The sequence below is a fragment of the Pseudoalteromonas sp. BSi20652 genome, from assembly GCF_000239855.1.
Lineage (GTDB): Bacteria > Pseudomonadota > Gammaproteobacteria > Enterobacterales > Alteromonadaceae > Pseudoalteromonas.
In genome coordinates this window covers 1-26,071 of the sequence record NZ_BADT01000199.1, presented here as the reverse complement: position 1 = coordinate 26,071, position 26,071 = coordinate 1, and the positions used below count along the sequence as shown (strand labels likewise).

Genomic DNA, 26,071 nt, shown 5'->3' with positions numbered 1-26,071 from the left:
TAAATCTACAAAACACTAGTATTCGCACATTATTAGGTATATCCTGCAATATTATGTATTTATTCTCTTGACAGCAGAAAAAGGCACGTTATGGTTCACGTGGTTAACACCCTCCCCAAAAAACACAGATGGCTTATTTTAGGTTTGGTTTCTGCTATTGCCGGATTGGCATTTCTTCCTTCTGAAAAAGCGACTGCGTCTAAAGACAATAGTGCAAATCCGTTAGAAATAGGCAAGCGCTATGAACTACAAGTTAAAGTTGACGACAACGAAAAGTTAACTGAATTAAATTCAGAACAAGCAGCAGAAAAACTACCTGAATACGATTTAGTCGACCATCAAGTTAAAAACGGCGATAATTTAGCTATAATTTTTAAACGCGCTGGTTTTTCTGCGCAAACGCTTCATAAACTTATTAACACAAACGCAGAAACACGTAAGCTAACTAAAATTCACCCAGGCGAAATACTCAGTTTTGCTACAGCTGAAGATGGCTCTTTGGCTCAACTGCGTTATGTAATTTCAAAAACAGACACTTTATTTGTTACCTTAAATGACGAAGGTAATTACGATACCTCTATTGATAGTAAAGAAATTGAAACATTAACCAAAACAGCTGGCGGTGAAATATCAAGCAGCTTTTGGACTTCGGCGATAGCGGCAGGTTTAAGCGAACGTCAAATAATGAACTTTGCTGACATATTTGGTTGGGATGTAGATTTTGCAAACGATATTCGTAAAGGCGATTTATTTGGTTTAATTTACGAGTCTCATTATGTTGACGGTGAATTTATTGGTACAGGCAAAATTATAGCGGCTGAGTTTGTAAACCAAGGACAGCGCTTTGCAGCAATTCGACACACCGACGGCAATTTTTATACGCCTGAAGGGCGTAGCATGAAAAAAGCATTTTTGCGTGCACCTGTAAGCTTTAAATACATTAGCTCAAGTTTTAATCCTCGCCGCTTGCACCCTGTAACAGGACAAGTCAAAGCTCACCGTGGTATTGACTTTGCTGCACGCACCGGTACGCCGGTAGTTGCATCAGGTAACGGTAAGGTAGTTAAAGCCGGTTACAGTAAGTACAACGGTAACTACGTATTTATTAGCCATGGCACGCAATACGTGACTAAGTACTTACACTTAAATAAAAAACTTGTTAAAACGGGTCAAAAAGTTAAACAGGGTCAAAAAATTGGTACTGTGGGTTCTACGGGACGAGTTACTGGTGCGCATTTACACTATGAGTTTTTAGTAAATGGCGTTCATCGTAATCCTAAAACAGTAAAACTTCCTAAGTCAGAGCCATTACCTCGCTCAGAACTTGCTAAGTTTAAACCTATTGCAGATAACTTTATTGCCCAGCTTGAGCGCAATCGCGAGCTACAGTTAGCACTTAAATAAAGTTTATTAATAAACATTAAAAAAGCCTTTACAGGTTAAACCTGCAAAGGCTTTTTTGTATCCGCTAAATACATTAATACATTAATACATTAATACATATATTAGCTGAATAACTAAAGACACCATCACTAATGGCCAAATATATTTGCTGTATTTGGTTGCACCGTTGAGGCCTATTTTACTTTGATATTTTTCAAGCAATGGAATGAGTATCGCCAAGGCAACAAACAAACCAATTAAAATAACGAATATGTTCATATTAACGCCCTACTTATGGTAATTCATGGCCTTTAGCACTTACATAAAGTGCATACCAATGCTCACGAGTTAGTTGTACGTTTACAGCATCACAAGAGGCTTTAATACGCTTAGCATTAGTCGTTCCAATAATGGGCTGAATAGATGCGGGGTGGCGCAGTAACCATGCAATTACAATCGCCTCAGCAGAAGTATCATAAAGTGCAGCTAGCTTATTAACTAAAAGACTGGTGTTTATATCAGCCTGCGATGCGTTTGATAAATCACTTCCACTGTATAAACCTTGGCATAAACTACCCCAGCTTTGAATTTGAATTTCAAAATGGCGACAGTACTCAATACTACCGGGTGTAAAATTAAGATCTTTACCGTCACGGTTACCGGCATATACACCTTCATCAACAAACTGATGTTTTTGTAAACTAGCCTCAATTTGATTAGCCACAATCGGCATATCAAGTGCATGCTGTAAAAAATTCATTTGGTGTTGCTGCATATTAGATACTGCAAAATTGCGTACTTTACCGCTTTCTTTTAAGCAACTAAATATACGAGCAATTTCGTTAACCTCCATGAGTGGATCAGGACGATGTAGCATAAGTACGTCTAAATAGTCTGTATTTAATCGCTTCAAGGAAGCTTCAACTGATTGCTCAATCCACTTTGGTGAAAAATCATAGCGCTTTGGTCCTAAGTCATCTTCAAAACGAATCCCACACTTAGATTGAATATACATGTGTTCTCTAAGCTCTGGTCGCTCACTTAATGCTTTACCAAAAACCTGTTCTGCTTTACCAAAAGTATAAATATCAGCAAGATCAAAAAAATTAATGCCACCTTCAATAGCGTTATCTATGCATTCATGAGCTTGCTTAACATGTGCATCAGTGATCGCGTCTTTATTCCAACTACCGCCCAGACCCATGCATCCAAATACAAGTTGGCTAACATGAGGTAAGTGCTTTGCTAACGGTGTGTGAAGCATGGTAACTATCCTTAATATTTTGAAGAACTGTTACTGTAAACAAAAAGCGCTAAACAAGAAACTATTTAGCGGTGAACAAATTAAGAGCAAAAAAAAGCGCAGTAAACTGCGCTAAATCATTTATTAACTACCACGTTAATTATTAGCCAACAAGTGCTAATAAAATACCCGCAGCAACTGCACTACCAAGTACACCCGCTACGTTAGGTCCCATAGCATGCATAAGTAAAAAGTTATGTGGGTTGCTTTCAAGGCCAACTTTATTAACTACTCGTGCTGCCATTGGCACAGCAGATACGCCTGCAGCACCAATTAATGGGTTTATAGGTGTTTTAGATATACGGTTAAGTCCTTTTGCCATAAATACGCCAGATGCCGTACCAATTGCAAAAGCCAATGCGCCAAGCACTAAAATACCAATCGTCTCAACAGTTAAAAACTTATCTGCTGCTAATTTAGATCCTACAGCTAATCCTAAAAATATAGTTGTAACATTGATGATTTCGTTTTGAGCACTGTTGCTTAATCTATCAACAACACCCGACTCTCGCATTAAGTTACCTAAACAAAACATACCTACAAGCGGTATAGCAGCCGGTAAAAACATAGCTGTTAAACTAAGTACCATCAGTGGGAAAATAATCTTTTCCTTTTTAGATACTTTGCGAAGCTCTGGCATCTTAATTTTACGTTCTTCTGGAGTTGTTAACGCACGCATAATTGGCGGCTGAATAATTGGCACAAGTGCCATGTATGAATATGCAGCTACTGCTATTGCGCCGAGTAAATCAGGTGCCAGTTTTGATGCTAAAAATATTGCCGTTGGGCCATCTGCACCACCTATAATGGCAATAGCCGATGCATCCTGTAGAGTAAACTCAAAGCCTGGCACATAGTTTAATAATATTGCGCCAAACAAAGTCGCAAAAATACCAAACTGTGCAGCCGCACCTAATAGCAACATACGAGGGTTTGCAATAAGCGCGCTAAAGTCGGTCAGCGCCCCTACTCCCATAAATATTAATAACGGAAAAATCCCCGTATCAATACCCACGTAATAAACGTAATACAAAAGCCCACCGGGGTCTGACAAACCTGCCACTGGTACATTTGTTAAAATTGCACCAAAACCAATCGGTAGTAATAATAGTGGTTCAAAGCCTTTAGCTATTGCTAAAAACAGTAATAAACACCCTACCGCAATCATAATTAACGATGGGATTGTAAAGTTAGCAATGCCTGTCGCATTCCAGAGGTTTAAAATACCTTCCATCCTCTATTTACTCCTAAGCTAATGCAATCATAGCGTCGCCGGTAGTTACAGCATCGCCTTCACCAACTAACACCTCAGCAATTGTTCCGGTATGCGTAGCGCGTATTTCAGTTTCCATTTTCATGGCTTCCATAATAATCACTACATCACCTTCGTTAACAACTTGACCCGCTTTTACCTTAATCTTAAAAATGTTACCGGCTAAAGGTGCATTAAGCGTTTCGCCTGATGCAACCGAAGCAGACTGAGGAATGTGCTCAGAGTCTTTTAATGTTACCTCTTTTAGCTCACCACCTTGCGCCACAACTACGTCGTAAACTTTACCATCTACTTTTACGCTGTACTGCTCAGCTTTAACGCTGTTATTATTTGAAGCTGATTTAGAAGCTACTTTATTACTTTTATCTTCAACAGAAGGTACTGGCTCAAATGCATCTGGGTTGTTACGGTTTTTAATAAACTTCAAACCCACTTGTGGAAATAATGCATAAGTTAGTACGTCATCAATTTGATCATCAGCAAGTGTTAAACCTTGCTCTTGCGCTTCTTTTAATAATTCAGCTTCAAGCGTTGCAAGCTCTGGTGCAATGTTATCAGCAGGGCGACAAGTAATAACCTCAGCGCCATCAAGCACACGCTCTTGTAGCTCTTTATTCATTGGTGCTGGTGTTAGGCCATATTCACCTTTTAATACGCCAGCAGTTTCTTTAGTAATTGTTTTATAACGCTCACCCGTTAGCACGTTAAGTACGGCTTGCGTACCTACAATTTGCGACGTGGGTGTTACTAAAGGTAAAAAGCCAAGATCTTCACGTACGCGTGGGATCTCAAGCAAAACTTCATTAAGCTTATCTGCCGCGCCTTGCTCTTTAAGTTGGTTTTCCATGTTTGTAAGCATGCCACCAGGTACTTGAGCGAGTAAAATACGGCCATCAACCCCTTTTAAGCTACCTTCAAATGCCGCATATTTTTTACGTACATCTCTAAAGTAAGCCGCAATTTCTTCTAGATGGTTTAAATCAAGGTCAGTATCGCGCTCAGTCCCTTCAACTATCGATACGATAGTTTCAGTTGCTGTGTGGCCGTAAGTCATACTCATAGATGAAATAGCGGTATCAAGCATATCAATGCCTGCATCAATCGCTTTTTGATAAGTCGCAGTACTTAAACCAGTTGTAGCGTGGCACTGCATAGCAATAGGAACCGATACGGTTTCTTTGAGTGCTTTAATTAGTTTTTCAGCATCGTACGGCTTTAATAAACCCGCCATATCTTTAATACAAATTGAATGACAGCCTAAATCTTCTAATTGCTTAGCAAGCGTTAACCACATTTCAAGCGTATGAACAGGACTTACAGTATACGAAATAGTACCTTGAGCATGTGCGCCTACTTTTATAGCCGCTTTAATCGCTGTTTCTAGGTTACGTACATCGTTCATTGCATCAAATATACGAAATACGTCAACGCCATTTTTATGTGCGCGCTCTACAAATTTTTCAACTACGTCATCAGCGTAATGGCGGTAGCCTAATAGATTTTGACCGCGTAATAGCATTTGCTGTTTAGTATTAGGCATCGCTTTTTTAAGCGCACGAATACGCTCCCAAGGATCTTCGCCTAAATAACGAATACACGAATCAAATGTAGCACCGCCCCACGATTCAATAGACCAGTAACCTGCATCGTCTAACTTACTAGCAATTGGTAACATATCGTCTAAGCGCATACGTGTTGCGAGCAATGATTGGTGCGCATCGCGTAATACCAATTCTGTTAATTTTAATTTAGCCATGTGTGTGCCCCTTATTTGTTATTTGATTTGTACTGAGCAATGGCAGCACTAATAGCAGCGATGTGCTCATTAGGCACACCTTGAGATTTAAAAGACGGTGATTTAACTGGTGATGCTTCTGGCTCGCTATAGCGCGTCACCAAATTAGACATAAGCGTTACTGCACCAATTAATAACGACAAAAATACAAACACCCCAACCATACCAGTTAACATTAAGCTACCAGCCGTTGTGAGTAGAGCACCTATATCCATTTTTATCCCCCTTGAAAATCATATCGAAAATAAAAAATCGATTTAATTAAATATTTATTCACTGAATAATAACAAAACTAATGGCTTTGTCTACATCTTGTAAATTGGTAAAACCAATTAAACTACAAACAACACAACACTCAACTAATTTGCATGCCTTAATCCAGCAACCATGCGCCCTACAATACATACAGAAAATAACGACTATAGCCAATAGTTATATGAAAGTTATTAATTAACTATTTAACTTAATAAAAATAAACGCTAAACATTATAAGTAAGTAGAAAATTACGCAAAATTGTTAATTGGTCTTACCATAAATATTATTTTCAGTGAATATTTACCAGCAACTTGTAACAGTGTGAATAACTTACATAACAAAGCGTAAAAGTTACTAACTTACTAATAACTAAAAACACAGATAAAAAACATAACAAACTGATATTAAACAAAAATTAACTTTGGCATATAACTGGCATCAGTTAATTCGAACAATTTGACAAACCAAGGAGAAAACAATGTTACGCTGGACAATTACATTTTTAGTTATTGCTTTAATCGCTGCAGTGTTAGGTTTTGGTGGCATCGCAGGTGCCGCAGCTGGTATAGCAAAAATTATATTTTTTATCTTTATAGTACTTTTAGTGATTTCATTAGTTTCAGGTGCACTACGTGGTAAATCTCCCAGGTAGATAAGGCATTCAACTAACAAACACTAATTTTAATTAATACTTACAAGGAATTACATTATGAACTCTACAACTTTAAAAGCAGCATTAATTGGCGTATTCGCAAGTTTTTTCATCATGGGTTGTGAAGATAACCATGCAGAGGATGCTGGTGAGCGTATTGACGAAGCAGTAACTGACGTGCAAAACAAAGTAGAAGATGCATGTGAAAATGTTAAAGAAGGCGTAAACGCCGAAGAAACTAACTGTTAATTCTTCTGGGTATCGCTAAAAAACGGCTTTCGAGCCGTTTTTTTGTGCCTGTAATAAAATCAATGACTATAAAGCTGCTCATTTAGCGGTTAGCTTGTTAAAATAAAAAAACGATAATTAAAGTAAGGCAATATGGCATTTACAACAACGTACACACTAGATAAACCCTACTTTTACGAGTGCTTTGATGAGTCACTCCCTTACAGTAAACGTGCAAAACCTAAATACTTTTTACTTGTACTACTGGTTGCGCTTGGTTTATTTGGTATTTATGTTTTAAACGACCATTACCTAGGCTCGTTTATGATCATGCTAGGTGTACTAGAGTGCGTCGCTTTTTACTACCGCAGGCCTTGGTGGGTAACCAGACAAATGCTCAGCAGAGCATCAGGCTCTGAAGTAACACTTACCTTTGATGAAGAAGGCATTAAATCGGCTAATCATTACAAAAGCTTTCAATTAACTTGGCAAGACATAAGCGAAATAATAGATACGCAGCAAGGTATCATCATTAAAAATAAAAGCGGCATGCAGTACATTTCAAAACAAATATTAACCCCAGAAACACTCGCTTTTATAAACAAAAAAGCCACTCAGTGAGTGGCTTTTAATCTAGCTGAGTTAATCACTCAACTACGTATACGTGTTGATTAAGCATTGCCCGGATTAGGGTTCGACTTTTCAGCTTGTATGCGCATGTAAATCTCTTCACGATGCACTGATACGTCTTTTGGTGCATTAACACCGATTCGAACTTGATTTCCTTTAACACCTAGAACAGTAACTGTTACTTCGTCACCAATCATTAGGGTTTCACCTACTCTACGAGTTAGTATTAGCATTCTCTTGCTCCCATGTTCCAATAAAAATTATAAGATTCCGCTTTTCCATACTAATGAAAATTAGACTGAAAAGTAAGTAAAAACTCTCAATCTATCCATTTTCTGTTAAAAATGCTTTGTGTAATGCACGAACTGCCAACTCTAGGTACTTTTCATCTATTAAAACTGAAATTTTAATCTCTGAAGTCGAGACTAAAACCACATTAATATTTTCCTGCGCTAATGCATCAAAAAATAAACTAGCAACACCAGAATGAGATTTCATACCCATGCCAACAGCAGAAACTTTAGCTACTGCTTGCAATCCGCTTATATTTTGAGCACCAAGTTGAGCTTGATCTTCACTCAATAATTCAAGTGCTTGCAGATAATCATTCGAGTGCACAGTAAAAGCATAGTCTATTTTTTCAAAGTTATGATTAACTTGATTAATCATATCTATTTCGATGCCATTTTCGGCAAAAAGTTTCAATATTTTTGAAAGATATTGCGTACCTGTTGGCACACCTTGTACCTTAATTAAACATTCTTCACGATTAAACGCAATCCCCGATACTACCTTGTTAGGCATATCGTTCTCCTCAAAACTTATTAATGTGCCTTCATCAGGATTAAAACTAGAAAGCACCCTAAGAGGCACATTATGTTTGCCTGCGGCTTCTACCGAGCGAATATGCAACACTTTCGCCCCTAAACTTGCCAGTTCTAGCATTTCGGCAAAAGTAACTTGGCTCATTCTGCGCGCGTTAGGTTCAACACGAGGATCTGTAGTATATACGCCATCAACGTCTGTATAGATCTGGCATTCGTCGGCTTTTATAGCCGCTGCTATTTCTACAGCCGATGTATCGGTGCCGCCGCGTCCAAGCGTTGTAATATTGCCCTCAATATCACGTCCCTGAAACCCAGCAATAATAGCAATACGATTATGCTCAAGCTCATGCTTTAAGCGCGTAGCAGCAACCTCAGCAATACGAGCTTTACCAAACATGTTGTCGGTTAGAATATTGACTTGATCGGCTAATAAGCTTACAGCTGAATGACCACGTTTTATAATAGCCATAGCAAGCAGTGATACAGAAACCTGCTCTCCGGTGCTAATAAGTACGTCTAGTTCACGGCTACTCGGGCGAGTATCAATTTGTTTGGCGAGGTTAATTAAGCGGTTGGTTTCTCCCGACATAGCCGAGAGCACCACAACCACTTGATGCCCTTGTTGTCTGGTTTTAACAACAAGGTCGGCGACTGCTTCAATTCGCTCTATTGAGCCGACCGAAGTGCCACCGAATTTTTGAACAATAAGCGCCACTTAGGCTTAAGTACGCTCAGTTAACCAAGCTGTCACGCTATCTAGTGCAGCAGCAAGGTTTTGTGGCTCACTACCACCGGCTTGTGCCATATCTGGACGACCGCCACCTTTACCACCTACTTGGCCTGCCATGTGGTTAACTAACTCACCGGCTTTTACTTTGCCTGTTAAGTCTTTCGTTACACCGGCAATTAGGCTTACTTTGTCGCCACTGGCAACACCCAGTGCAATAACACCTGAGCCGATCTTGTTTTTAAGGTCATCAACCATACCGCGAAGCGCTTTAGATTCAGTACCTTCAACGTTTGCTACAAGTAGCTTAACGCCGTTAATTTCAACAATCGAATCAAGTAAAGACGCGCCCGCAGCACTTGCTAGCTTATCGCTAAGTTGTGCAATTTGCTTTTCAAGGCCTTTTGACTTTTCAAGCAACGCAGTTACTTTTTCAAGTACCGATGCGCTATCGCCTTTTACTAAAGCAGCTACATCATGTAATTGTTGCTCTTGTTCGCTAACGTACGCTACAGCCTCTGCACCGGTTACCGCTTCAATTCGGCGAACGCCTGCTGCAATACCGCTTTCAGATACTATTTTGAATAAACCAATATCGCCAGCGCGCTCAACGTGAGTACCACCACAAAGCTCAATAGAGTAGTCGCCAATGGTTACCACACGTACTTCGTCATCGTATTTTTCACCAAACAACGCCATAGCACCTTTCGCTTTAGCATCATCAATAGCCATAAGCTCAGTATTAAGTGCAAAGTTACGACGAATTTCGTCATTAACTACACGCTCAATTTCACGTAGCTCATCTTTTGTAACTGCTTCAAAATGCGAAAAGTCAAAACGTAAACGATCTGGCTGAACAAGTGAGCCTTTTTGGCCTACATGATCGCCTAATAATTGGCGTAGTGCTTCGTGTAAAATATGTGTAGCTGTGTGGTTTTTCTTAATGCTGTCGCGGCGCGTATCATCAATAGTGGCGTCAACTTTGTCATTAACACCAATACGCCCTTGCACAGTACCGTGGTGAGCAAAAGCATTACCAAGCTTAGTGGTATTAGTAACATTAAATTCGCCACCCGCAACTGTAATAGTACCCGTGTCGCCCGTTTGGCCGCCTGATTCAGCGTAAAACGGTGTGCGGTCTAATACTACAATACCTTGTTGACCATCTTCTAATAACTGAACAGCTTCGCCACCGGCAAAAATTTCAACCACGGTCGCGCTATAATGAGTGCTATCGTAACCTTTAAAGTCAGTGTGTTTATCTGATTTTAATTGGTCATTGTAATCAGCACCAAACTTACCCGCTTGTTGCGCTGTTTTACGTTGTACAGCCATACACTCTTCAAAGCCTTGATGATCAATCGTCATCTGGCGCTCACGCGCAACATCGGCCGTTAAGTCAGCTGGAAAACCATACGTATCGTAAAGTTTAAATACTAAGTCGCCCGGTATAATATCGCCTTTAAGGTCGCTTAAGCTTTCTTCTAAAATAGCTAAGCCACGTTCAAGTGTTTTACCAAACTGCTCTTCTTCAATGCGTAATACTTTTTCGATAATTTCTTGTTGCTTAGCAAGCTCTGGGTACGCTTGACCCATTTGCTCAATTAGCGCAGCAACTAATTTATAGAAAAACGAACCTTGTGCACCTAACTTATTACCGTGGCGCACAGCACGACGAATAATACGGCGCAGTACATAACCACGACCTTCGTTAGATGGCATAACACCGTCTGAGATTAAAAACGCACACGAACGAATGTGATCCGCCACTACGCGTAGTGACTTGTCGTCCATGTCTTGTGCATTAGTAACACTTGCAGCAGCGGCAATTAAGCCTTGGAATAAATCGATTTCGTAGTTTGAATGCACGCCCTGCAAAATAGCAGAAATACGCTCAAGGCCCATTCCCGTATCAACAGATTGCTTAGGTAGAGGCAACATTGTACCGTCGCTTTGACGGTTGTATTGCATAAATACAAGGTTCCAAATTTCGATGAAACGGTCGCCGTCTTCCTCAGGAGAGCCTGGAGGACCACCCCAAATATGCTCGCCGTGATCATAAAATATTTCAGAACACGGACCACACGGACCCGTATCGCCCATAGACCAAAAGTTGTCTGAGGTCGCAATACGAATAATACGATCCTCTGGTAAGCCAATTTCGTTAGCCCAGTAACCAAACGCTTCTTCATCATCGTGATAAATAGTTACTAAAAGTTTTTCTTTAGGTAGGCTTACTACCTCAGTTAAAAACTCCCATGCAAACTTAATCGCGTCTTGCTTAAAGTAATCACCAAAGCTGAAGTTACCTAACATTTCAAAAAATGTATGGTGGCGAGCAGTGTAGCCTACGTTTTCTAAATCGTTATGCTTACCGCCAGCACGTACACAGCGCTGCGAGCTTGTTGCACGTGTATAAGGGCGGCTTTCTGCGCCTAAAAATACATCTTTAAATTGCACCATGCCGGCATTGTTAAATAACAACGTGGCATCGTTACCCGGTATAAGCGAGCTAGAAGGTACTATTTGATGTTGCTTGCTGGCAAAAAAGTCTAAAAACTGTTGCCTAATTTGTGCGGTAGTCATGTGCTGCATTTGAAAGTCTCACCTGTATTTACTGTGCTTGCATTGCAAAATTAATTTCATCGTAGCTAAAACCCCGATACATTAAGTAGCGCACGCGCTTAGCTTTATCTTTGTAATCGAGATCGGCCGGTGTATTCGAATATTTTTTATTGTACGCATCCTGCGCAAGCTCAAACCAATCTACTTCAAGCTCTTCAACTACCAATTCAAGTAGCGAACGATCAATCCCTTTGCCCATAGCTTCGCTTTGTATTCGCTTAAGCCCGTGGCATTTAAATATGTGTTTTCTTACAAAGCCTTCACAGTATCGCTGCTCGTTAATAAAATTATGCTTTTCGCACCAATCAAGCAGCGTTTCAATAAACTCTTCTGTGGCTTCTTTTTGCTGTAATTTGAGCGTTAACTCACGACGCGAATATTCTTGGCGCCCTAGTAACCAAAGTACATAGTTTTTTAGTTTTTGCTTTAATTTATCATCCATTAAGCGTCAAAACGCCCGCTTGTTTCACTGCTAAGTGGCTTAACATTAATGTCGTCACTTGGTGGTACAACAGGCATAAAAATGGCTTGATAAGATACAAAAAAGCTAATGTAGCAAATCGGCATTAAAATCAACAGTGGTAAGAACGATAAGAACATCGAAAGCGCCATAAATAATGCGCAAATAAGACCAAAAACACCAAGTGGCAAAATATTATGATAAAACACCATTAACGACTTTTTAAGCGCCGTTAAAATGCGTGTTTCTTTACTAAAATAAACAAGTGGCACAGCGTACGCAAATGCAGTTAAGTAAATTAGCATTGCCATAAAAAATAAAATTACATTCGCGCCCGAAATACTCTCAAGCATTTGTTCAAGCGCTACGTTTGGATCAAGTCCTGGTTGGCTCATAACAGCCACTGCATCGGCAAATAAGCCATTAGCAAGTAACGCCATTAAAATGCCCGCACCCATTTGATAAAGTGCTAAACGTAATAACCCTAAACGATTTCCCTTAGCCGTAAATGGCTTGAGAATATCGGCTAGCATAATTTTTCCGCCCTGCTGCTTACTAAGCACCGCTTGGTAAAACCCTGCGGTTAAAAATGGCGTAGCTAGTGCTGCTACTACTTGCAGCAGTGGTAAAAATAAAGACAGCAGCCCTACAATGCCAATAAATAAATGCATAAAAATAAGGTTGCTGGCTGGGTTTTAAAAATAAGCCATCCGGCTTTTAACCACTTTAGCCCTGCATCGGCTTTAAAAATTCGTAATTGTGTAGACATACTTGCTCTTAATTTAAAACGAAACACGCCAAGTATAACTTGGCGTGAGGGGGGATTAATAGACGAAACGTAATTAAATAGTTAAGGTTTTTTAATTTTCTTAATATCTAACATATGCGCGCCATGCTTAATTTTTGTTTCTAGGTACGATTTATTACCCGCAACACCCGCTTTAATGTGCGCATGTGTGCCCACAACCGAATCAACACTAATACCCGCATCTTTTAATGCATTAAGCTTTTTAGGATTATTAGTCATTAATTTAACGTGACTTAAATTAAGCGCATTGAGCATTAGTACCGCATCAGAAAAATCACGTAAATCATCAGCAAAGCCTAAATGATTATTAGCCTCATAGGTGTTCATACCTTGCGATTGCAGTACGTAAGCGTCAATTTTGTTGTATAAACCAATGCCACGGCCTTCTTGGCGTAAATACAATAATATACCGCCTTGCTCGTGCATCATTTCAATACATTCATTTAGCTGCTCGCCGCAATCACAACGCGATGAGTAAAATACATCACCTGTTAAACACTCTGAATGCATACGAATAAGCGGTACATCTTGCTCTATATCGGCGTTGTTAAACACCATAGCAATATGTTCTTTACCATCTTTTAAATCAGTAAATGAGATTATTTCTGCAGGGATATCACTATTTCTGCCAACATTAAGCTGGACTCTTGCTCTTACTTGCGCCACGACAAATCCAAATATTTAAATAACTACGACACGATAATAAAGTGATAATATCACAAAATAGGATAAATACACCGTAGTACAAGACTGTTTATGGCAAATATATGGCGACGACAGCTCCTATTTTCAATGCTAATAACAAATAAATAAGCCTACAAAAGTACCTTTACGCTTACTTTAACTTACCCGATTTAGAAACAACCATGGCGTCACCTTGCAATGCTCCTAAAAATATAATTATAAATAATTGGGATTATTTTTAAACGCAGCACAAAACACTTGGAGCATGGCGTTACACGCCAAAGTTTGAAAATGGCAAACCCGTTAGCGCTATTTCTCAGGTACAACTCGACTTTAAAATTAACCGCCACCAAAAGCGGCTCATTAAAAAAGGCGCTTTATGCGCATTTTTTAATACCAACTAATACAAATTCTACGTAGTTAAAATTCGTAACTTACACTAATACCACCATCAGCTCTTTTTTCATTGCTGTCGCTTGCTTTACCGTAGCCAACATCTAGCTCTAATCTAAAACCAGCGCTGTTCAGTCCATTAAAGTTATAGCTGTACGTAAGCCCTATGCCGTTTGTTGTTTCTTCATCAAAAATACCGCCAATTACACAACTGAGAGTATTAGCAAAGTCAGTTGCTACATCATTAGTTGAACTTTCACACTCTTGGTCTGTATCTCTTGCACCAATAGCGCCCACAAGTACGCCAAATGCATGTTTTTTATTATCGCTTACTGCTTGTTCAAAACCGGCAGAAAATCCATCATCAAGGCCTAGTTTATAGTTTGCATACCAGCGTTGTGTGTTGTCGTTAGCCGATAAAGACACCTCAGGAATAACTAAGTAAGGATAGCCACCCCCAATCGAAAAACTAACATCGTTAGCAAAAGTAGAACAAGAAGCGATGGATAAAGTGAGTAGTAATATTTTTGTTTTCATAAAGTTCCCTTTGAGTAAGCACAAAATGTACTTACTTTAGGAACATCATGCAATACGACAAAAAGCTCGTTAAATTTAGCTTTAGTAATAAAATAGGGATTAAATTTTAGCGAGTATTTTATCGCTAGCCGCTTCTATTAAATCGAGCACATTTTCAAAGCCATCATCGCCGCCGTAATAAGGATCGGGAATAGCGCTTTGGGCTTGCTCGCCATATTCTAAAAACAGCGCTAATTTGTACTGTAGATGCTCAGGGCACTGGGCTTTTAAATCAGCTAAGTTTTGCGTATCGGCCGCTAAAATTAAATCAAACTCAGTAAAGTCGCTTGTGCGTACTTTACGTGAATAAATACCTTTAAAACTATAACCGCGCTTCTCCCCTGCTGCCATTGAGCGACTATCAGGCGTTTTACCTTCGTGGTAACCAATAGTCCCTGCCGAATCGACTTTAACGTTAACACCTAGCTTTTTAGCACGGGCTTTTAATACCGCCTCTGCGGTTGGCGAGCGGCAAATATTACCTAAACAAACTATGAGTACTTTTTTCATTAAGGCTCCTCTGACTAATTTAAAAACCTACGTTTTAAAACTGTTTTAAAATGCTTTCATCGTAATCTTCAACGTTAAGCGTTACGTTATGTTGCGCTGCAACAGATTCAAGCTCAGCTTGTTTAATGGCTAAATCGTCCATAGTGATTAGGTTATCGTCTAACTGCCACAATAACCGAGAGCCCGCGTAGCTATAGTGAATCGCTAATAACGCATCGGCATTACCTTCACGGCCAGCGGCTTTTAATTTAGCCATTTTACGGGTTATTTTATTAAGTGCTTTTTTAAGCTCCCACACATAAACAACTTCTATCATAAACGTATGTGTACGATATTTATGAAGTAACCACGCAAGCCCAACGCTAGTAATAGCAACACCTATTAAGTTCCAATGAAAGTGGCTACCACTTTCATCAGGAAATAAAGCAATCAGCGTTTGCGATATAGCCAAGCTGCCTACAGCCAAACCAATACCACATCCTGCAATAACACGGTTTAAATGTTTACGGTAACGCGCTTTATTTATTTCAATGAGTTGCATAACAGCCTAAAAAGTTAAGTTTTAATATTTGCGAATGGCTATTGTAACTAAACCCCACATTTTTTATAAAATTATTTCACCCCTTTTTGATTTGCCACCCGTTATAGCTTTGAAAACCCCCTAATTGTAGTGGTCAATAAAATTTGGAGCGGCTTATGCACACACTTGAAGTACCTAACAGCCCAGTATTTATTAAAACATCGACTGCCGTTATTGGCGGCGCCGCAATGACCTTTGCAGCTTTTGCGTTTATGCAATATTTAATAAGTGGCGAGCAACGCGCACCAGTTAAACCAGGGGGCGATATTATAGTAGAGATTTTTCAGGCACCTGAGGATTCAAAAGTCAGGCATATACAAAAAATACAGCCGCCACCGCCAATGCCTAAAGTGCCGCAAAAAGCTCCACCGCTTGATACATCAGCCGATCCTGTGTTGGCAATTAGCGACTTTACGCCGGTGACTATTGACGATTTTGGTGGCGACATTAACAACACCATTAATCGCCCAACAGGGGATGCAACACCCATAGTGCGCATAAACCCTAAATACCCAACCACAGCAGCGCGCGATGGTATTGAAGGTTGGGTGCAACTAAGTTTTAGTATTTCGCCAACGGGGGAAGTAATCGACCCTGTAGTTATTAACGCCGAGCCAAAACGCACCTTTGACCGCGAAGCAATAAGAGCCATTAAACGCTGGAAATATCGCCCCAAAGTAATTGAAGGTGTGGCACAATTACAAACAGGTCAAACCGTACAGCTCGATTTTAAATTACAACAATAAAAGCGATGAGCCTATGCTACTAAGTATTAAGTCATGGTTATTTGAAACGCCAAGCAAGGACTGCATGGCAAGTTACGCAAAAAGTGGCGACAATCGTTACTTAGAGCAGCTTATTGCCCTCTACAGTAACGACTTATACCACTACCTTGTTACGCAATCTAATACTCATTTAGCATACGACGTAAGCCAACAAACATGGCTAAAAGTAATCGAAAAACGCCACCTTTACCAAGCCCAAACCACACCAAAAGCGTGGTTATTTAAACTTGCCCGCAACACACTCATTGACGAATACCGCAGGCAACAGCACTTTGTAGAGCTTGACGAAAACACGCATTTAGCAGCACAAAATGATAAAAGCGAAAGCGACTTAAATAGCAGTGACTTAACTAGTGGAAACTCGCATATAGGCAGCTCAAACATAAGCTATGACGCGTTCGACGCCGCGCTAAAACAACTCAGCTTTGTACAGCGTGAAGCCATAACCTTACAACAAGAAGGCTTTTCGCTCACCGACATAGAACTTATAACGCAAAGCAGCCTTGAGACCATTAAAACAAGGCTGCGCTATGCCAAGCAAAACCTTAAACGTTTATTAGGAGCAAACAATGAACAAGCCTGATGAGCCGTTTGATCAAAAGCTCACACAACATTACAAAGAGCGAAAAGCGCGCACTACACTTACAAGCGATCAGCAAAAAGTGTTACTTAAAAAGTCCACGCAAACAAAGCCTAAAAAGTTCGGCTTTACGCTGCAGCTAACCAGCCTTGCCTGCGCACTCGGTGTGTTTGCTTTTATTGTGTTTGATAATAACAACGTAATAAATACAGAGCCTAAAACCGTGCTTAACACTATAGATATTCACGACTATTCAATTATTAAAACACACGAAATAAACCAAGCTGGTAGCTACGCAAGCTCTATAAACGAGCAAAAACACGCGCTTGATAGTCAATTAGCTAACGATTTACGGCGCCATCAGCAACGCCACATAGAATACGGCACGCTCGTTAAGGTCGACAACGACTGGTTTATAGCCAGCTGTCATGGCGAGGTGCTCGTGCAAATTAAGCATTCACTGTTAAGTGATTTAAAAGGTAAACATGCGGTAGAAAGTAATATAAACACTGGTGATATGCTGGCTATGGCGCATAACGGTAAAGGGCAAATTATTGCGCTTAAGCATGCGGGAGCTGGGGTAAAGGTTTGTAGATCCTAATGCCTTTAGTTCCGTAGTGGCATTTTAAATATTATTAAAGGCAACCAAAAAAAGTAAAACTACACAAACTTTTTACTGAATGCTATCTTTCGCCAGCAAATTTCATTCTACGTTTCATATTTAGCCTAATAGGATTGTCAATTTTAGTTAACAATTCTAAATACTTTAAAAAGTTTGTAGAATCAGCGAAATAGTTTGGATAAGCATCCCTTATTCCGCCTACATTTGACGATGAAACGAGTGCAACGACAATCCCATCTTCTGCAGCGGCATATTTTTCCGCTTCAATATAACTTTTTTCGGCGTCTCTCTTACCATCCAGATCATCCGAAAACAAAGTAGAGGTTAAATTATTTTCATCAAAGTCAATTACCAAAAGTATGTAACCAGGCTTACTATCTATTTCTAAAAGTTGGTTATCAATTACCTTTAAAGAACCTGCAAATGCACCCAAACGCTCTATAACGCCTAAATCCTTTAAATAATACAAGCATAATTTATGACTATATATTAGTTGTATATCATTGCTCGAACTTAACTTTTTCGCAAACTTTGAAACAAACTCTTGGGGCGATAACCCAGAATATAAAGGCATCCTTTCAATAACTTCAAATTGTTCACTAGTAGCACTGAAAAAATCTTTCCATTTATCTTCACCAATACTCGATTTCAAAGCTTGTCCAGTAAATAAGTCGACAATTTCTAAAGCTGTCGCCCAAGAGTGCTGAATATTTGTTCGTAACTGAATTTCAATACTCTTCTCTTTCCCTTCACTATCAATGAAGCGCCCTATTAGATGATACCCTCGATAACCATCCTTTTTAGGTGTTTTGATATAATCCTTATATTTATATTTGCTATTTTTATTTTGAAACTCAGGAAGTAATTTTAAACTTCGAACTACTTTGCGTAATTTTTTTTCATCCTTTAAAATTACTCTACAACCACCGATATCTTGCATATTTTTTAGCTTCATCGTATCAAAACGTTTTAGTTTTGAAACTATAGAAGGATGGCGTTTTAATCTCTTGGCAAAAATTGCTTCACTATCATGTGGTAAGGTTTCCCTTACTAATATTGAAAAGGCTGTGTCTAATGCATCTTCAAACGAAAAGCGCCAAAAAGACAAAATATCCATACTACGAGAAAATAAATCAGGGTCTGTATCGCTTAGGTTGGATAATAAAAGTGTTTCTCCAGCTTTAATAACTTGTTTTCCTGAGTACACTTTAATTCCATATTTGTGAATGAGATTTGAATAATAGTTTACCTAAAACCATACATAAATAAAATGCTCTTAATCAGAAGTTTACTTATGTTAGGTTTTTAAAGTCGGCTTTGTATATTGACAGACTAAAAACCAATCTAACGTTTAACACCCTTTCCCCATCATCACGCCCTGAAAATAATTAATTGATGAGTAATATGCGCGATAAGGCGAAACTAGGCCATAGATGGCCTACCTTCGCCGTTTACATTCACATTAATTATGCTTTGAAGGATTAAGCGTGCGCTGAGTGGCTAAAGAGAGGGTAACGGTAGCCCCTCTTTTACTCACACCCGACGCGCTAGCAAGCTAAGCGCCTACAAAAACAATGCATATATTTAACGTTAAAGCTGCAAAGTGGATTGGAGATCCGTTGGGTTTCGTGTCACTCAACCCAACCTTGTATCTCTTCTTGATGAGTGTTTAGCTAGCACTTGTCACATCGGGAAGACAGTGAGCTCGTACCCAACCAGAGTGTGAAAATGCTGTGACGTAGATTGAGCCCTGACTTCCTAACCTCCATTAAACTGAATGGTATCCTAGCGCCCCAACTAAGGGTGACGCTGCATGTACAAGGGGAGTAGATAGAGATGAAAGCTTTTATTGGCATTGATGTGGGTAAAGAAAAGTTAGATATTTCCTGGCTACGCGATGTAGTCAAAAGTAAAAAGAAAACGAAGATTTTTAAAAATAACCCGCAGGGCTATCAAGAGTTAGTTGCCTGGTTGATAAAGAATACAAATTTAGAAGCACAAGATATTGTTATTACAACAGAGCCCACAGGTGTTTATAGCGAGCCGCTGATGTATTTCCTATATGAGCAAGGATTTATTTTATTACATGTAAATCCTGGTAAAGCAAAACAGTACGCAAGTTCATTAGGGCTTGTCCATAAGACAGACAAGTCAGACGCCACAATGCTTGCTCGTTATGGTCATGACCAACAGCACTCACTTTTAAGTTGGCAGCCTGAGCCTGTTGAAGCGAGAGAGTTAAAAGTAATGACGCGTAGACTTGAAGCACTTGAGCAAGACTTACGTCGCGAAGAAAATCGTTATGAAGCTGTTGGTTTCTCAGGTGCATCTACTCGAGTTACTCAGTCAATTGAAGATATGATAGCTGTACTAAAAACTGAGATAGGCAAGCTAAAAAATGACATTGATGAGCATATTGATAGACACCCACAATTAAAAAAGAACCGCCAATTGCTTCAAAGTATCAAAGGTGTTGGAGAGGTAATATCACGTATGATGGTGTCCTTGATGGCATGTAAACAGTTTAAAAATGCCAAGCAATTAGCTTGTTACTTAGGCTTAATACCTAAGCTTAATGAGTCAGGCAAACGGGCTGGAAAAACAACCTTAAGCAAAGAAGGGCCTGGGTATATAAGGGCTAAATTGTATATGGCTGCTGTAGTAGCTGTACAACATAATCCAGATATAAAAGCCCAAAATAAGCGATTAGTGGAGCAAGGTAAAACAAAAATGCAGGCAATTGGTGCTGCAATGAGAAAGCTGACACATATCTGTTTTGGTGTTGTGAAGAATCAAACTGAATATCAGCCCCAAGCTATTTAAAGAAAGCTTGAGGCTGGTTAGAAGAGATGGTATCTACGCACGCTTTATGCTTTATTTTGAAAAAAAAGCCTGCAATTAAGCAGGCTTTTGAGTATTTGGAACTGTCGTGTTCTAAAATGTGTTTACAACACAATAATGCTAATAACCAAATAAGCTATAAAGGTAAGTGCGCCACCAAATAAGGCATACGGTAGCTGTGTTTTAACGTGGGTGAGTAAGTCACACCCCGATGCAATAGCCGATACAGCGCTGGTGTCGGATATAGGCGAGCAGTGATCGCCAAATATACCACCACCCAAAATAGCACCTACCACAAGCGACGGTGGTAAACCTAGCGCTTGAATAAGTGGCACACCAATTGGGATTAATATAGCAAACGTGCCCCACGATGTACCCGTAGTAAACGACATTACCGCGCCGGTTAAAAACAGCACTGGTACTATTAAGTAAATAGGTAGGTAGTCGCCAACAAGTGATGCTACAAATACACCTGTACCCAACTCTTTTAAGCTTGCGCCAAGTGTAAGCGAAAGCAGTACAATGGCGACCAATGGCATTAATTCGCCCATACCTTTAAAACCGGTATCAACTAATTGATGATGCGTAAATTTGCGAGAACCAATCATTAAAAAGTAAGCGACAACAATGGCTAAAACCGTTGCGTACAATACTGACTTAGAGCCACTACCCTCTGCCAACACACCATTACCGGTGTAATACATAAAGCCAACCATGCTGGTAATTAGCGTAATAAGCGGGATTAGCATGTAACGCGCTTTAGAGGCTTTTATTTCATCTTTTAAGTCGGTTATTTGAAGCTCTAGTTTTTCTTCGGCTTCTTTCATTAGGCCATGCACTTTATCAAACGCGATTGTGTAAAAAACAATAACGAGGGTAATTATGGCGTAAAAGTTATACCCTACGCTGCCCCACAATACCGATACAGCCGACTCACCTAGCTCGTAGTTACCTAACAAACCAAGTACAAATGCACCCCAGCCGTTAAGTAGTATTAAAATACACACTGGCGCACTGGTGCTGTCAATAATGTACGCTAAACGCGCTCGGCTCATTTTAAATTTGTCGAACAAGCCACGCGATAAAATACCTGAGGTAAGTACGCTCAAGTTAGATTCTATAAACACCGCAATACCGGTAAACATGGTTAAAAAGCCCACTTGGCGCTTACTTTTTGCAATGCCTTTGTTCATTAGCATATTAACAGTTGCTGCAACGCCGCCAGATTCGCGAATGTAGGCAAGCAGTGCACCAATTAAAATACTAAATATTAATATGCGTGTATTACCTGGTGAACTGGCAACCGAAATAATACGTTCAATGGTATTTAAAAAAGCAGTAAACACGCTACTACCTTCACCTTGCAAGGCGAGCAAAAACTCTGAAGAAGCAACTGCAACAAGTAGCGCCATAATTACTTCTTTTCGCCAAAACACGATAGCAATCGCAATTAGCGGCGGTAAAATAGAATACCAATGCATAAAAAGTTAACCTTAATTATTAGCGAGCCACTCTCGCTTTGTACGCGTTTTATCGCTTATTTGTTAAGCCTAGCAGCATAAGCTGGCTTAGATTTGTAAGCCGCTTAGCTTAATAGATTGCTTTACTCAAGTCACCTGTAAATAAATCGCTTAGGGTAATGCTGTTAGTACGTTTTAACCTATGCGATAGCCTATTGATTTAGTAGGGCTTCATAAATGAGTGACACCACCGATCCGTACTGCGCGGTTTCAAATTGTTTGCCTGTAAATTCGTAACGTTTTTGCGAGCCTTTAATAGCACTATGGCGAGCATTGGTAAGTAAAACAATAGCTAAGTCGTAGGCGGGGTCAATTACGGTCACTGTCCCCGTCCAACCTGTGTGCCCGTAAGCTTGTGCGCTTGCATAAGGACCAAAGTGCCAACGCCTTGCTTGGTTATTACCGGCAAGCCTAAAGCCAAGCCCATAGGTTTCGTCTCTTGATTGCGGTGTTAAAAATTGCGCTAAGGCACTTGCACTAAATAATTGTTGATCGCCGTAGCCGCCGCTATTTAATAATAGCTGGCAAAGCACGGCTAAGTCCTGGGCGTTACTAAATAATCCTGCATGCCCTGCTACGCCATCAAGTGAGTAGTAAGCGCGCTCATCATGCACTTGGCCTTGTAAAACAGTGGTACGAACATTATCAAACTTAATGCGCCCGTCTCGTGTGTTGCCGCTAAGCTCAGTGGCTGCAAATTGCTGCGGCTTAAAGCCTTTTTTAAGTGGATTAAATAACGTGTTAGTTAATTTTAGTGGCGCATACACTTGCCGCTCTAGGTATTCGTCAAGGGGCTGCCCTGTAATGCGCTCAATGAGTACGCCTAAAATCATGTAATCAATATCTGAGTAAACAGGCTGCCCAGATGATTTACTACTAAAAGGCACGCTGGTAAGTAATAGCTGTTTGGTGGTTTTACTGTTTTGCGAATAAAACGCGTCGCCGTAGCTGCCATCTTTACGATGAAAGTCAAATACTGGCGGGTATCCGGCGCTATGTGTAAGTAAGTCTTTTGCTGTGCGCTTTGCTCGCCCTTCACCTTTATATTCGCTTAGGTAGTTTTGTACGGGTTTATTAATATTTAACAACCCTTCGCTTACTAATTTCATAAGTGCAAAGTTGGTGGCAAATATTTTGGTGTTTGAGGCAAGGTCAAACAAGGTATTAGTTTGCATGGGCTCTGGTCGAAGTAACATTAAATCACTTTGCTGATATTGCTTTGCATCGCCATAGGCTGTTAACTTTATTAGCTCGCCATTTTTAATAACAGCCAGCACAGCCCCAGGAAAACCTGCTTTTACATCGCGCTCAATTAATGTATCTACTTCAGTAAAATCTATATGCTTTTTTGGTTCATCACTTAAAGTAGGAAATGCAAAACGCAGTGTTAAGCTTGCGCTAGCAGGGAGAATATTTTCAACTTTAAAGGTATTAACACCATTGTGAGTATTTTTTGCCAAACTGTAATTGTATAAGGTGTTGGCGCTCAGTTGGCTAACGTCGAGCTTTTGATTATTAATGTAAATATCGGCGCTTTGTGCGTTGTGGTTTTGTATTAATAATTGCCCGCGCCCTTTGTAAGCTTTAAACGTTCCTCGGTTATTTACATAAAACCGGCTACTTGGATTGACCTCCGGAAACGTTACAACCACTTGTGCATTAGGCAGCTCTACAAGTTGGCTTTTTGTAAGTGGTAGCAACGAGCTAATAGGCTCCGGTGGTGTACTACAACCCACAATAATAAAGCTTAATGCCACTATAAATGCTTGTTTGATATAACCACACCTTTGATTTTTTAAAGCGATAAACATGGGTAGCCCTTATTTATATAACAAGTAAGGCGCTCTTTGCGCTTTAAATTGCGCAAGCCCCACCTGCCAGCTTTGTTTTATTTGCGCTTCTGGTTGCCCGGCTTCAATAGCTAAGCGCAATTTATTAGTACCTGCTAGCTTATCCATAAAGTCAGCGCGCTCAAAAAACGAGATGTTATTTTTACTAAGTTCCGTGTACGCGTTTATTAAGTAAGTTAAATTTAAACCTGAAATATTTGCTTGTCTTAAATCAAGCCCTTGCACGGTTTGGTTTTTAAATTTAGGGTTTAAAGCAGCGCCTTTAATTGCGCGCGGTGTAAAATTAAAATCACCTAATGCTACTGGCGAATAGCCAATTACTTGAAATGCAAAGTCGGTGCCTCTACCAATACTGATAGGCGTTGCCTCAAAAAAGCAAAGTGATGGGTAAAGTGCAATGGCTTGATCGTTAGGTAAATTAGGGCTGGGTTTTACAGGCAAGCTGTATGTACTTTTGCGAGTGTAATGATCAACAGGGATCACAGTTAATTTTAAATCGGGCGCTTTATTAATCCAGCCCTTTCCTTTGATCATTTTGGCAAGCTCGCCAACGGTCATGCCGTGTAAAACAGGAATTGGGTGCATGCCTACAAACGATTTAAATTCTGGCTCTAATATTGGCCCATCAACGTAGGCAATATTTGGATTGGGCCTATCGAGTACCAAAAATTCTATCCCCTGCTCTGCAGCGGCTTCCATCATGTAGTGCATAGAGCTTATGTAGGTATAAAAACGCACTCCCACATCTTGAATATCAAAAATAATCACATCAACATTAGCTAAAGCAGCTTGGCTTGGTTTTTTATTTTTACCATAAATAGAAATAAGCGGAATACCTGTTTTGCTATCAACGGTATTTTTTACATGGGCGCCCGCATCGTGATCGCCGCGAAAGCCATGCTCAGGTGCAAAAATTTTAGTTATGTTTATGTTTTTAGTCAGCAGCGCATCTACTAAGTGAGTTTGCCCTACTGTTGATGTTTGATTAACTACTAGCCCTACGCGTTTATTTTTTAACTGTGATAAATATTTAGCATATTGCTGCGCACCTACAACGAGTGAGTTATTAGCTTCGTTGGCTTGCACGCTTGCAATAAAAATGGTGCTAAAAATAAAAAATAAAGTAATAAATAGGGTTTTAAACATACTGCAATATCCTTTTAAACAAGGCGTTTAAAATAACATAGGTAATAATAAAGAGCAGCTTTAGAAAAGGGTTAAGTGGGCTTGAGTAGATACAGTGATTAGAAGCTGGCGCTTCTCACGCGAGTAAGTTCTGCGTCTACAACGGATAAATAAACTCGAGTTTGGATTTAAAGATTAGGGCTGGTTTTACTTGGAAATACCCTCTCTCATTTTAAGCTTCAAACCGTATTTAACCTTCTTAGGGCTTAAACGCTTCTGCTTATTTAATTTTTTGGTCAATGAACTACTTAAAGATCTATTGCACAAAGAGAAGCGAAAGAGAAGTAAATGAGAAAACACAAGCCATGGATCATTAGATAAACTTAGCTTTATTACTATCTCTAAAAGCGTAGCGCCTCTTAGTCTCTTTGTGAATAAATCACTTATTTCTGGCGTTGCCAATAAATAAAGTCTTATAAATTATATTTTTGAGGGGGGAATAGAAGCTGTCGCTTCTCACGCGAGCAAGCTCTGCGGCTACAACGAATGAATAAGCTCGGAGTTTGGATTTAACGATTAGCACTGGTTTTACTTGTAGGCATACAGATTGCTGACGCGACGAGCGAAGCTCGTAAATAAAGTATCAGTTATATCGGTGGTAAGTAATTAGAAGCTGGCGCTTCTCACGCGAGCAAGCTCAGCGTCTACAACGGATAAATAAGCTCGGAGTTTAGATTTAAAGATTAGGGCTGGTTTTATTTGTAGGCGTGCAGCTTGCTGACGCGACGAGCGAAGCTCGTAAATAAAGTATCAGTTATGTCGGTGGTAAGTAATTAGAAGCTGGCGCTTCTCACGCGAGCAAGCTCTGCGGCTACAGGAGTGGTAGCTTACATTTCACTTTATTTCAGGCACAAAAAAACCGACTTAATGTCGGCTTGTTTATGAAAGTGGTGGGCGCAGGAGGATTCGAACCTCCGACCGCTCGGTTCGTAGCCGAGTACTCTATCCAGCTGAGCTATGCACCCACTTTCATAGATT

The 26,071-nt window shown here is 39.9% G+C and carries 25 protein-coding genes, 1 tRNA gene and 1 pseudogene; 8 read left to right on the top strand and 19 right to left on the bottom strand.

Translation table 11 applies throughout. The features are described 5' to 3' along the window. Positions 1–90: 90 nt before the first annotated feature. Positions 91–1,404 carry a peptidoglycan DD-metalloendopeptidase family protein gene (locus tag P20652_RS03035; protein WP_008171632.1) on the top strand — a complete coding sequence of 438 codons (1,314 nt, stop codon included), beginning with the start codon at positions 91–93 and terminating at the stop codon, positions 1,402–1,404. Positions 1,405–1,485: 81 nt separating this feature from the next. On the opposite strand, the gene P20652_RS20500 is transcribed toward P20652_RS03035, so the two are convergent. The 5 genes from P20652_RS20500 to P20652_RS03055 form a co-directional block, all read right to left on the bottom strand. Next, a complete protein-coding gene (locus tag P20652_RS20500; RefSeq protein ID WP_007583822.1) occupies positions 1,486–1,662 on the bottom strand; it encodes a hypothetical protein in 177 nt (58 codons plus the stop codon). Positions 1,663–1,675: 13 nt separating this feature from the next. After that, entirely contained in the window at positions 1,676–2,647 is a 972-nt protein-coding gene (locus P20652_RS03040) for an aldo/keto reductase family oxidoreductase (RefSeq protein ID WP_008171630.1), read from the bottom strand. A gap of 142 nt (positions 2,648–2,789) precedes the next feature. Beyond that, positions 2,790–3,920 carry a sodium ion-translocating decarboxylase subunit beta gene (locus tag P20652_RS03045; RefSeq protein ID WP_002961942.1) on the bottom strand — a complete coding sequence of 377 codons (1,131 nt, stop codon included), beginning with the start codon at positions 3,918–3,920 and terminating at the stop codon, positions 2,790–2,792. 13 nt (positions 3,921–3,933) lie between these two features. After that, positions 3,934–5,715 (bottom strand): sodium-extruding oxaloacetate decarboxylase subunit alpha, encoded by a 1,782-nt coding sequence (oadA, locus tag P20652_RS03050; protein ID WP_008171626.1) that lies wholly within the window; start codon positions 5,713–5,715, stop codon positions 3,934–3,936. 11 nt (positions 5,716–5,726) lie between these two features. Further along, positions 5,727–5,969, bottom strand: coding sequence for an OadG family protein (locus P20652_RS03055; RefSeq protein WP_008171624.1), 243 nt, complete (start codon positions 5,967–5,969; stop codon positions 5,727–5,729). A gap of 519 nt (positions 5,970–6,488) precedes the next feature. On the opposite strand from P20652_RS03055, the gene P20652_RS19965 reads away from it, so the two are divergent. The 3 genes from P20652_RS19965 (at position 6,489) to P20652_RS03070 (ending at position 7,511) form a co-directional block, all read left to right on the top strand. Next, on the top strand, positions 6,489–6,662 hold the full coding sequence (locus P20652_RS19965; protein ID WP_006794345.1) for a DUF1328 family protein: 174 nt from the start codon (positions 6,489–6,491) through the stop codon (positions 6,660–6,662). 57 nt (positions 6,663–6,719) lie between these two features. Continuing rightward, complete coding sequence (locus P20652_RS03065) at positions 6,720–6,911, top strand: hypothetical protein (RefSeq protein WP_008171622.1); 192 nt, start codon at positions 6,720–6,722, stop codon at positions 6,909–6,911. A 132-nt stretch (positions 6,912–7,043) separates the two neighbouring features. Then, positions 7,044–7,511, top strand: coding sequence for a YcxB family protein (locus tag P20652_RS03070; protein WP_008171620.1), 468 nt, complete (start codon positions 7,044–7,046; stop codon positions 7,509–7,511). 50 nt (positions 7,512–7,561) lie between these two features. Here P20652_RS03070 and csrA read toward each other — a convergent pair whose 3' ends face one another. From csrA to P20652_RS03115, 9 genes and pseudogenes are all read right to left on the bottom strand, one after another. Beyond that, a complete protein-coding gene (gene csrA, locus P20652_RS03075; protein ID WP_004587515.1) occupies positions 7,562–7,753 on the bottom strand; it encodes a carbon storage regulator CsrA in 192 nt (63 codons plus the stop codon). Positions 7,754–7,844: 91 nt separating this feature from the next. Then, positions 7,845–9,062 carry an aspartate kinase gene (locus P20652_RS03080; protein WP_008171618.1) on the bottom strand — a complete coding sequence of 406 codons (1,218 nt, stop codon included), beginning with the start codon at positions 9,060–9,062 and terminating at the stop codon, positions 7,845–7,847. Positions 9,063–9,068: 6 nt separating this feature from the next. After that, positions 9,069–11,669, bottom strand: coding sequence for an alanine--tRNA ligase (gene alaS / locus P20652_RS03085; protein ID WP_008171616.1), 2,601 nt, complete (start codon positions 11,667–11,669; stop codon positions 9,069–9,071). Positions 11,670–11,688: 19 nt separating this feature from the next. Beyond that, a complete protein-coding gene (locus tag P20652_RS03090) occupies positions 11,689–12,141 on the bottom strand; it encodes a regulatory protein RecX (RefSeq protein WP_007583805.1) in 453 nt (150 codons plus the stop codon). Further along, positions 12,141–12,928, bottom strand: a pseudogene (locus P20652_RS03095) (BPSS1780 family membrane protein). The gene P20652_RS03090 and the pseudogene P20652_RS03095 overlap by 1 nt, the downstream one beginning before the upstream one ends. Before the next feature lie 81 nt (positions 12,929–13,009). After that, positions 13,010–13,633: a GTP cyclohydrolase II gene (gene ribA, locus P20652_RS03100; protein ID WP_008138917.1), complete on the bottom strand. Its 624-nt coding sequence runs from the start codon at positions 13,631–13,633 to the stop codon at positions 13,010–13,012. Positions 13,634–14,071: 438 nt separating this feature from the next. Further along, positions 14,072–14,581, bottom strand: coding sequence for a hypothetical protein (locus P20652_RS03105; protein ID WP_008171607.1), 510 nt, complete (start codon positions 14,579–14,581; stop codon positions 14,072–14,074). Positions 14,582–14,680: 99 nt separating this feature from the next. Beyond that, entirely contained in the window at positions 14,681–15,130 is a 450-nt protein-coding gene (locus tag P20652_RS03110) for a low molecular weight protein-tyrosine-phosphatase (RefSeq protein ID WP_008171605.1), read from the bottom strand. A gap of 34 nt (positions 15,131–15,164) precedes the next feature. After that, positions 15,165–15,671: a DUF3087 domain-containing protein gene (locus P20652_RS03115; RefSeq protein WP_008171602.1), complete on the bottom strand. Its 507-nt coding sequence runs from the start codon at positions 15,669–15,671 to the stop codon at positions 15,165–15,167. 155 nt (positions 15,672–15,826) lie between these two features. Here P20652_RS03115 and P20652_RS03120 point away from each other — a divergent pair, with 155 nt between their 5' ends. Genes P20652_RS03120 through P20652_RS03130 form a run of 3 tightly spaced genes read left to right on the top strand, consistent with a single transcriptional unit; the run spans position 15,827 to position 17,676 of the window. Continuing rightward, positions 15,827–16,456 carry an energy transducer TonB gene (locus tag P20652_RS03120; RefSeq protein ID WP_008171600.1) on the top strand — a complete coding sequence of 210 codons (630 nt, stop codon included), beginning with the start codon at positions 15,827–15,829 and terminating at the stop codon, positions 16,454–16,456. Between the two features lie 13 nt (positions 16,457–16,469). Beyond that, a complete protein-coding gene (locus P20652_RS03125) occupies positions 16,470–17,078 on the top strand; it encodes a sigma-70 family RNA polymerase sigma factor (RefSeq protein ID WP_033017947.1) in 609 nt (202 codons plus the stop codon). Next, positions 17,065–17,676, top strand: a complete 612-nt coding sequence (locus P20652_RS03130) for a hypothetical protein (RefSeq protein WP_008171596.1) — start codon at positions 17,065–17,067, stop codon at positions 17,674–17,676. The genes P20652_RS03125 and P20652_RS03130 overlap by 14 nt, the downstream gene beginning before the upstream one ends. Before the next feature lie 82 nt (positions 17,677–17,758). Here the strand turns inward: P20652_RS03130 and P20652_RS03135 are convergent, their stop codons facing one another. Then, positions 17,759–18,904: a RelA/SpoT domain-containing protein gene (locus tag P20652_RS03135; protein WP_008171594.1), complete on the bottom strand. Its 1,146-nt coding sequence runs from the start codon at positions 18,902–18,904 to the stop codon at positions 17,759–17,761. A 629-nt stretch (positions 18,905–19,533) separates the two neighbouring features. On the opposite strand from P20652_RS03135, the gene P20652_RS03140 reads away from it, so the two are divergent. Beyond that, the gene (locus P20652_RS03140; protein ID WP_008171592.1) at positions 19,534–20,520 is read left to right on the top strand and encodes an IS110 family transposase; all 987 of its coding nucleotides are present in this window, start codon (positions 19,534–19,536) and stop codon (positions 20,518–20,520) included. Positions 20,521–20,642: 122 nt separating this feature from the next. Here the strand turns inward: P20652_RS03140 and P20652_RS03145 are convergent, their stop codons facing one another. The 4 genes from P20652_RS03145 to P20652_RS18930 form a co-directional block, all read right to left on the bottom strand. Then, a complete protein-coding gene (locus tag P20652_RS03145; protein ID WP_008171590.1) occupies positions 20,643–22,019 on the bottom strand; it encodes a Na+/H+ antiporter NhaC family protein in 1,377 nt (458 codons plus the stop codon). Between the two features lie 191 nt (positions 22,020–22,210). After that, positions 22,211–23,869 (bottom strand): penicillin binding protein PBP4B, encoded by a 1,659-nt coding sequence (gene pbp4b / locus P20652_RS03150; RefSeq protein WP_008171588.1) that lies wholly within the window; start codon positions 23,867–23,869, stop codon positions 22,211–22,213. A 9-nt stretch (positions 23,870–23,878) separates the two neighbouring features. Beyond that, the gene (locus P20652_RS03155; RefSeq protein WP_008171586.1) at positions 23,879–25,054 is read right to left on the bottom strand and encodes an exo-beta-N-acetylmuramidase NamZ domain-containing protein; all 1,176 of its coding nucleotides are present in this window, start codon (positions 25,052–25,054) and stop codon (positions 23,879–23,881) included. A gap of 927 nt (positions 25,055–25,981) precedes the next feature. Beyond that, positions 25,982–26,058: transfer RNA gene (locus P20652_RS18930), tRNA-Arg, on the bottom strand. Positions 26,059–26,071: the final 13 nt, after the last annotated feature.

Bases quoted from the DNA above. Each gene is read 5' to 3' on its own strand.
- P20652_RS03110 (WP_008171605.1), bottom strand. From the start codon at position 15,130: ATGAAAAAAGTACTCATAGTTTGTTTAGGTAATATTTGCCGCTCGCCA.
- csrA (WP_004587515.1), bottom strand. From the start codon at position 7,753: ATGCTAATACTAACTCGTAGAGTAGGTGAAACCCTAATGATTGGTGAC.
- P20652_RS19965 (WP_006794345.1), top strand. From the start codon at position 6,489: ATGTTACGCTGGACAATTACATTTTTAGTTATTGCTTTAATCGCTGCA.
- P20652_RS03145 (WP_008171590.1), bottom strand. From the start codon at position 22,019: ATGCATTGGTATTCTATTTTACCGCCGCTAATTGCGATTGCTATCGTG.
- P20652_RS03055 (WP_008171624.1), bottom strand. From the start codon at position 5,969: ATGGATATAGGTGCTCTACTCACAACGGCTGGTAGCTTAATGTTAACT.
- P20652_RS03045 (WP_002961942.1), bottom strand. From the start codon at position 3,920: ATGGAAGGTATTTTAAACCTCTGGAATGCGACAGGCATTGCTAACTTT.
- P20652_RS03065 (WP_008171622.1), top strand. From the start codon at position 6,720: ATGAACTCTACAACTTTAAAAGCAGCATTAATTGGCGTATTCGCAAGT.
- P20652_RS03130 (WP_008171596.1), top strand. From the start codon at position 17,065: ATGAACAAGCCTGATGAGCCGTTTGATCAAAAGCTCACACAACATTAC.
- P20652_RS03120 (WP_008171600.1), top strand. From the start codon at position 15,827: ATGCACACACTTGAAGTACCTAACAGCCCAGTATTTATTAAAACATCG.
- pbp4b (WP_008171588.1), bottom strand. From the start codon at position 23,869: ATGTTTATCGCTTTAAAAAATCAAAGGTGTGGTTATATCAAACAAGCA.
- P20652_RS03155 (WP_008171586.1), bottom strand. From the start codon at position 25,054: ATGTTTAAAACCCTATTTATTACTTTATTTTTTATTTTTAGCACCATT.
- P20652_RS03125 (WP_033017947.1), top strand. From the start codon at position 16,470: ATGCTACTAAGTATTAAGTCATGGTTATTTGAAACGCCAAGCAAGGAC.
- P20652_RS03070 (WP_008171620.1), top strand. From the start codon at position 7,044: ATGGCATTTACAACAACGTACACACTAGATAAACCCTACTTTTACGAG.
- P20652_RS03140 (WP_008171592.1), top strand. From the start codon at position 19,534: ATGAAAGCTTTTATTGGCATTGATGTGGGTAAAGAAAAGTTAGATATT.
- P20652_RS20500 (WP_007583822.1), bottom strand. From the start codon at position 1,662: ATGAACATATTCGTTATTTTAATTGGTTTGTTTGTTGCCTTGGCGATA.
- alaS (WP_008171616.1), bottom strand. From the start codon at position 11,669: ATGCAGCACATGACTACCGCACAAATTAGGCAACAGTTTTTAGACTTT.
- P20652_RS03035 (WP_008171632.1), top strand. From the start codon at position 91: ATGGTTCACGTGGTTAACACCCTCCCCAAAAAACACAGATGGCTTATT.
- P20652_RS03115 (WP_008171602.1), bottom strand. From the start codon at position 15,671: ATGCAACTCATTGAAATAAATAAAGCGCGTTACCGTAAACATTTAAAC.
- P20652_RS03090 (WP_007583805.1), bottom strand. From the start codon at position 12,141: ATGGATGATAAATTAAAGCAAAAACTAAAAAACTATGTACTTTGGTTA.
- oadA (WP_008171626.1), bottom strand. From the start codon at position 5,715: ATGGCTAAATTAAAATTAACAGAATTGGTATTACGCGATGCGCACCAA.
- P20652_RS03040 (WP_008171630.1), bottom strand. From the start codon at position 2,647: ATGCTTCACACACCGTTAGCAAAGCACTTACCTCATGTTAGCCAACTT.
- P20652_RS03105 (WP_008171607.1), bottom strand. From the start codon at position 14,581: ATGAAAACAAAAATATTACTACTCACTTTATCCATCGCTTCTTGTTCT.